This window comes from Anaerophaga thermohalophila str. Valhall, from assembly GCF_000250735.1.
Taxonomy (GTDB): domain Bacteria; phylum Bacteroidota; class Bacteroidia; order Bacteroidales; family Marinilabiliaceae; genus Anaerophaga; species Anaerophaga thermohalophila_A.
Genome location: NZ_AHZV01000056.1, coordinates 1 through 8033 on the forward strand (window position 1 = coordinate 1; position 8033 = coordinate 8033).

Genomic DNA, 8033 nt, shown 5'->3' on the forward strand with positions numbered 1-8033 from the left:
ATGCTGAAGTTCCGGTGGTTTATGCTGAGGTTCCGGTGGTTTATGCTGAGGTTCCAATGGCTTATGCAAGACCCTCCGGGAACACCGGCATAACAAAAATATCCCCTGCCGGCTTACAGAATCACCGGGCAGGGGATATGACGGTATTTGTCTTCTATACCATTGAGTCAGTCCCGAAAGATACTTTCAGGAGTGGAACTTTATCCTTTGCAAGCCTAACGCAACAAATAATATTTTACAATACCCCGTTAAACTTTTGCAGATGTCTGGTAAGATAAAGATGCCCAATTTGGGCGTTTCTACCTCTCATAATAAAAACTTTGCGTCATTGCGTCTCTGCGTTTAAGCTTTTTTAGCTGATTATTGCCTTTATGGACATACACTAATTAGTGTCTGTCCATAAAGTACCATTTGCTGTGTTACGCTCGCCGCCAAAATCCTCATTTACGAAAAGTAAACTCCGGTTTTGGCGGCTTCGCAAGCCTTGCAACTGGTACTTTCTGAACAGACACACATCTAGTAAAAATTTTTGCGAGTTTATAGACACGCACTAATTAATGACTGCCCTAATTTCCTTAAACAAATCATCATTTTCTTTGATCTTCTGATCGTTTCCGTAAACACAGATAATGTTTTGGGCCATCACATCCGATATCATTTTTGCAAAGCCACGAATGTCTTCAGCTGTGGTATTGAGAATAGCATTACGCTCGGCCTCCATTTCGGCCCTGGTTGTGTTGGTAAAATAATTGTTCATGGCCATATATCCCCGCATTGACGGGGTTGTCGGGCCATCAATATTGGAAATGGTTCCGATAATATAGCGTGTCATTTCGGTTGTGTCAGCATCGAAACTTGTCAGAAATTCTTCAGCTGCATCATAATTCTCCAATGTTTCAGCGAGATTTGGATCGCGATACGATGCAAAAAAAGCATTTCCATTGGGTGAAATATTGGCCCATCCGCCATAAGCGCCACCCATAACACGGATTTTATTCTGGAGATAGTCACGTGACAAGATTTGATTCAGAACCTGCATTTTTCCGTCCCATTCGTATCCGAGTTTTTTGTAGTCGTACCCTTTTATCACGTATTGAACCATCGACGAGGAGGTCAGTCCCTCATTTTTAGGCTCAAAGTCAAAATCCCATTTGCTGAATTCTGTTGCTGTGTCCGGCAAGCGACTGATAAAGTTATCGAAAGCCTGTTCAAATGTGGAATAGTTTTCATCGGAACAGGTAATACCTGCAACCAGGTTTTGTTTGTTGAGCAACAAACCGGCTGTCTTTTCAAGTTTTTCAATCAGTTCATCACTTTTTGAATCAAAATTTTCTGATATATCTGTAATAAAATCGTAATAAGTTAACCCGCCGGTAAGTTCATTAAACATTCCCTCGTTACTGAAGTATGAGTTGAGCCGGGTTATGGCATATCCTATACCGTAGTTTTTGACCTGGGATTCAATCTGAGATTGATGACGAAGCAAAACTTCCTTCAGGCGTTCCTTATCGTTCAATTTTGAGTAATTCAGAATCTCATCCACAAGTTCGAACAACTTTTTGGTTTTATCTAAAGTTGCTTTGGCGGTAATTCGGAATTTCGGGATCAGCTTTTGATCGGAGTGGTCTTCCAGATAAGTGGTTACATAAGTATAAAAGCCGCCGGTATGAATGTTTAATGCATTGTTGAGTTCGCCATACGAATAATTCTCGGTGTTCATTTTGCCAAGCACTTCGGCCAGCAGGTTACCGTAAGGAATCAACTCTTTTGGGAGGGCACGAGCATCGAAAAACAGGCTGGTATAAACAATGTTGTTGGTAAAATCCTCGTAATGAAGAACAGGGATATCGTTGATGCTTTTTTCAGAAGCTTCATACCATTGAACCTCCCGGCTGATATCTGAGAGCGATAGCATAGGAATGGTTGCTAAAGCTTCGGGCGAATCTTCCTTTTTCTGATATTCTTTCAACTCCCGGGTTTCTTTTACCAGTTGTTCCAGTTCTTCCTGACTGAGAGAAGCTTTATATTCGGCCAGTTTTTGTCTGGTTTTTTCGGCAACTTTGCTTTCCAGTCCTGGTTCCGGTTTTAATACCATCAACAGAGCATGAGGATTGTCAATTAATTGTTCCTGCACAATGTTTTCAAGCATTTTGTTCTCAATGCCTTCTTTTATTGCTGCCAGAGGTTTTTCAAACTCAAGGCCGGAATAGGGGTCATCGCCAAAAAAACATGCTGTTTTTGAGAGAGAAAAGATACATTAACCCCTTTTGCGGGCTGTCGCCTTCCCGTAACCGGAACTCCATTCTGTTGACGATGCCTTCAACGGTTTCCCGGTCTAAACCCTCTTCAACAACTTTATTCAATGTTTGGAATACAACTTCCTTAAATCTTTCCTTGTCTTCGGGATTGGCATTTTGCACCGTTATCTGCAGAACATTCTGTTTATCTGTACTTACCCGGGCAGCAACATCTTTGCCTATGCCTGCTTCCTGAAGTGCCAGACGCAATGGTGCCGATTCGTGGTTGACCAGTGCGTCGCTCAGAATGTCGAGCGCCATCACCAATTCCCGGTCAGTATTGAGGCCGGTAACAAAACTGTAGCTCAAAAAGGTTTTGTCTCTTGTGTCGGCACCTTCCGCTATACTGTAGCTTTCTTCAGCCTGTTTTCTTTCTGCAAATGGCTCCTGGAGTGGTATCTCAATGTTATTATCCGACTTTTCGTAGTTTGAGAAATATTCTCTGTCCAGAAACTCTAATTCTTCATCCAGGTCTGCATCGCCGTACAACAACACAAAACTGTTGGACGGATGGTAATAGGTTTTGTGGAATGCTTTGAAATATTCGTAAGTAAGGTCAGGAATAGCAGATGGATGGCCTCCCGAAGATACCCCGTAGGTGTTGTCGGGGAAAAGTATTTTATCGATGTGGTAACTTAATTGTCTGTCGGGACTCGAAAAAGCACCTTTCATTTCGTTGTACACAACACCTTTGTAAACAATGTCACCATTCACGCTGTCGAGTTCGTAATGCCAACCCTCCTGTTTCATTATTCTGGGATCGGAGTGAAGCAAAGGATTGAATACGGCATCCATATATACGTGCATCAGATTAAAATAATCCTTGTTGTTCATGCTGGCAACAGGATAAGTAGTAAAATCGGAACCGGTCATCGCGTTCAGGAAGGTGTTCAGTGACCCTTTTGCCAGGAGGTCGAACGGACTTTTTACAGGGAAGTTTTCCGACCCGTTCAATACCGAATGCTCAATAATGTGAGGTGTTCCGTAGTCGTGCGCCGGAATTGTTTTGAATGTTACCGCAAAAAGTTTGTTGGCATCATCGGCAGCAATTTTCATTAATCTGGCACCGCTTTTTTCATGTTCAAAATATAAACAATTGGCATTCACTTCCTCGACAAACCTGTTTTCGATAAGTCTGAAGCCATTGTAAATTTTTCCTTCTTTGTAGGCAGGGTCGTCGGAACATGCCCACAACATGGAAATCATAATGGTGATTATCACCAATAAAAATTTGTTTTTCATCTTGTGAGATTTAAATTGATAAATAAAAAAATGTGGCTTGTAGATTTTAGAAATCCCTGATATTCAGGTGTTCTTGAAATGGGATATCAAAACAATAAAAATAATAAATTTCTATAAATTTGTTCAATAGTTTAATCAAAGAGTTTGCTCCTTAAATGAGACTTTTAGGAAGGGATACATCAAATAATGATTAAACCAAAGTCGGTTTTCTTTGTTGACAAATGGTACGAATTTTTATCCGGCGCACCTCTGATTCGCCACAAGCGTTCAAATAATTCTGTTTATGACCAAAAAAGCTGTTCTTCTTGCCAATCTTGGATCGCCCGACTCCACTGTTGTAAGCGATGTGCGAAGATATTTGCGGGAGTTTTTAATGGACGGACGGGTAATCGACATTCCTTTATTACCCCGGTGGTTATTGGTAAATGGCATAATTGCCCCGTTCCGTGCGCCGCGTAGCGCTAAGAAATACAAAAGCATCTGGACGGAAGAAGGTTCTCCGTTAATTGTGTTGACACAAAAGCTGGTTGGCAAAGTTACCGCTGAAACCAAACTACCGGTGTATATGTGCATGCGGTATGGGAATCCATCGCCTCAATGGGCTTTGAATAAGATTCGTGAAGAACATCCCGGGATCGATGAAGTGGTATTGTTTCCGCTTTATCCGCATTATGCAATGAGTAGTTACGAAACGGCAGTGGAGCATGTGAAAAAATCATGGGAGAGGGGTAATTATTCGTTCAATCTTAAAGTTATTGAACCCTATTACAATCATCCTTCCTATATTCAGTCGTTGAGTCATTCAATAAGGCCGTTTACCGGTGAGAAATATGATCATATTCTGTTTAGTTATCATGGTGTTCCTGAGCGACATATTCTGAAGCGTGATCCTACCGGAAATCATTGTCTTAAAAAGGACGATTGTTGTCGTCAACCGTCCGAAGCGCATAGGTTCTGCTACCGGCATCAGGTGTTCGAAACCACTCGTCTGGTTGCAGAAAATCTGAATCTTCCCTCTGAAAAATACAGTATATCATTTCAATCGCGTCTTGGCAGCGATAAGTGGTTGGGGCCTGCAACCAGCGATGTACTGGCACAACTTCCCGAAGAGGGCATAAAGAACCTTTTGGTGGTTACTCCTGCTTTTGTAAGCGATTGCCTGGAGACCCTTGAGGAAATTCGCATAGAAGGCAGGGCTACATTTTTGAAAGCCGGGGGAGAAACATTCCGGCACATTCCCTGCCTTAATCTGAACGACGACTGGGTGAAAACTATTGCTGAGTTAGTATAGTTTCTTCCTTTTGCAAGGCTTCTTCATCTTCTTCGCGGGAGAGGAGCTCTGCCCATTCCCATTGATTTACCTTAGGTAATTGGTTGATATCCTGCTCTTCGTCTTTGTAAAAAGAGAGCAATTCAGACAATTCTTCACTATGAATATGCATCCGTTCAGCTTCAGCATTCAACGCTTCTGCCATTTGTGAAGTGTTTTGGGTTTCTGTGTTCAGGTGTTGTATGGCACCCGATATCTGACTCATTTCGGCAGATTGCTGCAAAATCATTTCGACCTGGTTTTGGAGTACCTCCGTGTTGTAACTGATTATCTCTTTGATGCTGTCGAGATTTTGAATGGCTTCATCCGAGCTTTCCCTTCCTTTTCCTGAAATACTATTTAGTTCTTCCGAAGCTGCTTTGACTCTTTCGGCCAGTTCGCGCATAGACCTGGCGATGGCAGCAAAACCTCTGTTGTCAGCATTATTGTCGCGCGAAGCTTCTATTGATGCGTTGAGTGAAAGAATATAAGTTTGTGATGCCAGTTCTGAAATTATGTTAGAACGATCAATGATTGACTGCATGAGCCCGATGGCTTCTTTATTTTGATTAATGTATTGGTCGACCTCTGTTTTTGCCGTTTTTAGTTTTGTTGTAGCGCTTTGGGTTTGAGCACTGCTGTTTTCTGTGAGTGCTTGAATTTCTTCGACAGAAGCTGTAATTTCTTCAGCTGAAGATGCCTGGGATGCAGTATATTGCATGAGGTTTTCGGCCCGTTTTTTTAACCGCTGCATCAGGTCATTCAATGAATTACCAAGTCCGGTTAAAGCTTTTATCATGGTTTTTGTTTGCTCCTGTTGTGATTTCATCGAACGCATAAGAAGCCCAATTTCATCCTTTCTGTCGGAATCAGGGATAGAAATCAGAACCCCGTTTCCCTGTAATTCTGCAAGGTTTGTCAATTCAAGAAGCGGATCGGAAAGAGAACGGCTGATGCGCCAGGACAGAATTACCCCCGCAATGAGCGATAGTGACAAGCTCCACCACCATGTATTGCGGGCATTAGCAGCATGTTGTAAATTGTTTTGTGCGCTTCTGATGAGATAATCTTCTTGCTTTTCGGCCATGTCCATGGTTAATGACAGGCCTCTTTCCAGAAAATCATGATTATTAAGCTGGCTGTAGATTTTCCAGTTGCTTTTCAGAGTATCCAAAGCCGATTTGCATATTTTGTTTTGTTCCAGTATCTCATTGAGTGTAACAATATCATATTGTTTGGTGGTCATGGGCAATATGGTATGGACATTCCTTCGTATGATTTCAAAAGATGGAGACAGATTGTTCAACAATTCCGGATCATTTTTAAAATTGGTTTCACCCACGGTTATTTTCAGATTTTCGACGGTGTTGACGATTTCATTCATCAGGTCTATTTTATCGGCGCGTCGTTTAATAATGTATTTGGGAGCACCCTTATCTACATCTTTTTTGAGCTTTTGGTATTGAAGGTGAAGATAATTATCTGATAACTTCTGAAGTTTTTGCTGGGCCGAATCAAGAAGTTCATAAGAATGTTCTACAGCCAAAGCTGACTTGAACGACTTTTCAGCCTGTGATTTAAAAAGGGCTAATTCATCCTGAATAGTTTGCCAGCCCGACGATTTTTGTTCTGAAGTGATGGATTGAAGTATCTTTTCTGCTTCTTTGATGTGGTGGTTGGCCATAATGAAAAATTGTTCCTGTTTCAGGGATGAAAAACTTCGAAGGTTAAAAACAGCCTGTTGCCAATGATTTTGTAATTTATAGGTTTTCGACAGTGCAGGGATGTTTTCGTGATAAAGCGCTCGTGATGATTTGTTTATTGCAAATAATCCGGTCAACAGAATACTGCCGAAGATCATGGTAACCATAAGAACAATTCCAAAGCCAAGAAATAGTTTGTGCTTGATTTTTAAAGATTGCCAGTTCATAGGTAATTTGGGTTTTTGTATTATTACTCACACAAAACTAAACCCTTTCCCTTTTTCGGATGTTAATTAAACATTATTGAAATATTTTGTATTGGGTTCAAATTTTTCAAAATAGTATCTATGAGCGTATTAATTGATCAAAACTCGAAAATCATTGTACAGGGCTTTACCGGTAAAGAAGGAACGTTTCATGCCGGCCAGATGATAGAATACGGCACACCGGTTGTTGGAGGTGTTACTCCTGGAAAAGGAGGAACCATACATCTTGGATTGCCTGTTTTTAATACTGTTGCCGATGCTGTTGAAGCCACCGAAGCCGACACATCGGTTATTTTTGTGCCGCCCCGTTTTGCTGCCGATGCCATAATGGAAGCCGCCGATGCCGGTATTCAGCTGATTGTTGCAATCAGTGAGGGGATACCCACTTCCGACATGATTAAAGTAAAGCATTATCTGGCATCGCGAAAAAGCAGATTGATTGGCCCCAACTGTCCCGGAGTAATCTCACCCGGGAAGGCCAAAGCAGGAATTATGCCCGGATTTATACACAAAGAAGGAAGCATAGGTGTTGTAAGTCGCTCCGGCACGTTAACATACGAGGCTGTTGACCAGCTGACCAAGCTGGGGTTGGGACAGAGCACCTGTATCGGTATTGGTGGCGACCCCGTTATTGGTACTTCCACTCTTGAAGCCGTTCAATTGCTGATGGCGGACAATGATACCGAAGGCATTGTAATCATTGGTGAAATAGGCGGTGATATGGAAACTGAAGCAGCCAGGTGGATCAAAGACCATGGCTCGAAACCTGTAGTTGGGTTTATTGCCGGACAAACTGCGCCCAAAGGTCGTAGAATGGGGCATGCCGGGGCCATTATTGGCGGAAAAGACGATACTGCTGCTGCAAAAATGAAAGTAATGCATGAGTGTGGTATCCATGTGGTTGAATCGCCTGCCGAAATTGGTGCCACTATGAAGCGTGCATTGAAATAATTTTTTATTTCACCCGATATCCGCGAGGTAATCTCCTCAGAGTGGTTAACAATTTATAGTCTTTGCTCCCTTAGGGTGATAATGTTTTGCGGCTTTTGCATGGAAAATTTTACCGGCATCTCAAAATAATATGTAGCTCCTCCCATTTCAACCTCAGCCTCAACCTCAACCTTTGCCTCAACCTTGCCTCAACCTTTGCCTCAGTCCTTTGCCTCAGCCTTAACCTCAATCCGGGTTTCGTGTTTCGTGTTTTGTCAATTGGTTA

At 42.2% G+C, this 8033-nt stretch carries 6 protein-coding genes; 3 read left to right on the top strand and 3 right to left on the bottom strand.

Annotated elements, in window-relative coordinates:
• On the top strand, window positions 1–278 hold a 278-nt coding region (locus OQ5_RS23360; RefSeq protein ID WP_044107343.1), incomplete at its 5' end, for a hypothetical protein.
• Between the two features lie 272 nt (window positions 279–550).
• On the opposite strand, the gene OQ5_RS24085 is transcribed toward OQ5_RS23360, so the two are convergent.
• Both OQ5_RS24085 and OQ5_RS24090 read right to left on the bottom strand, forming a co-directional pair.
• Window positions 551–2149, bottom strand: a complete 1599-nt coding sequence (locus OQ5_RS24085) for a hypothetical protein (protein WP_255297344.1) — start codon at window positions 2147–2149, stop codon at window positions 551–553.
• Window positions 2150–2213: 64 nt separating this feature from the next.
• Window positions 2214–3539: an insulinase family protein gene (locus tag OQ5_RS24090; RefSeq protein WP_255297345.1), complete on the bottom strand. Its 1326-nt coding sequence runs from the start codon at window positions 3537–3539 to the stop codon at window positions 2214–2216.
• 283 nt (window positions 3540–3822) lie between these two features.
• Between OQ5_RS24090 and hemH the strand changes: the two genes are divergently transcribed.
• The gene (gene hemH / locus OQ5_RS0102355; RefSeq protein WP_016775953.1) at window positions 3823–4830 is read left to right on the top strand and encodes a ferrochelatase; all 1008 of its coding nucleotides are present in this window, start codon (window positions 3823–3825) and stop codon (window positions 4828–4830) included.
• Here the strand turns inward: hemH and OQ5_RS0102360 are convergent.
• Complete coding sequence (locus tag OQ5_RS0102360; protein WP_020372244.1) at window positions 4811–6778, bottom strand: methyl-accepting chemotaxis protein; 1968 nt, start codon at window positions 6776–6778, stop codon at window positions 4811–4813. The two genes, hemH and OQ5_RS0102360, sit on opposite strands and share 20 nt — an antisense overlap.
• A 120-nt stretch (window positions 6779–6898) precedes the next feature.
• On the opposite strand from OQ5_RS0102360, the gene sucD reads away from it, so the two are divergent.
• Window positions 6899–7768, top strand: a complete 870-nt coding sequence (gene sucD, locus OQ5_RS0102365; protein ID WP_016775954.1) for a succinate--CoA ligase subunit alpha — start codon at window positions 6899–6901, stop codon at window positions 7766–7768.
• Window positions 7769–8033 lie beyond the last annotated feature (265 nt).

Excerpts from the sequence above, each read along its gene's own strand:
- sucD (WP_016775954.1), top strand. The coding sequence starts at position 6,899 with ATGAGCGTATTAATTGATCAAAACTCGAAAATCATTGTACAGGGCTTT.
- OQ5_RS0102360 (WP_020372244.1), bottom strand. The coding sequence starts at position 6,778 with ATGAACTGGCAATCTTTAAAAATCAAGCACAAACTATTTCTTGGCTTT.
- hemH (WP_016775953.1), top strand. The coding sequence starts at position 3,823 with ATGACCAAAAAAGCTGTTCTTCTTGCCAATCTTGGATCGCCCGACTCC.
- OQ5_RS24085 (WP_255297344.1), bottom strand. The coding sequence starts at position 2,149 with ATGCTTGAAAACATTGTGCAGGAACAATTAATTGACAATCCTCATGCT.
- OQ5_RS24090 (WP_255297345.1), bottom strand. The coding sequence starts at position 3,539 with ATGAAAAACAAATTTTTATTGGTGATAATCACCATTATGATTTCCATG.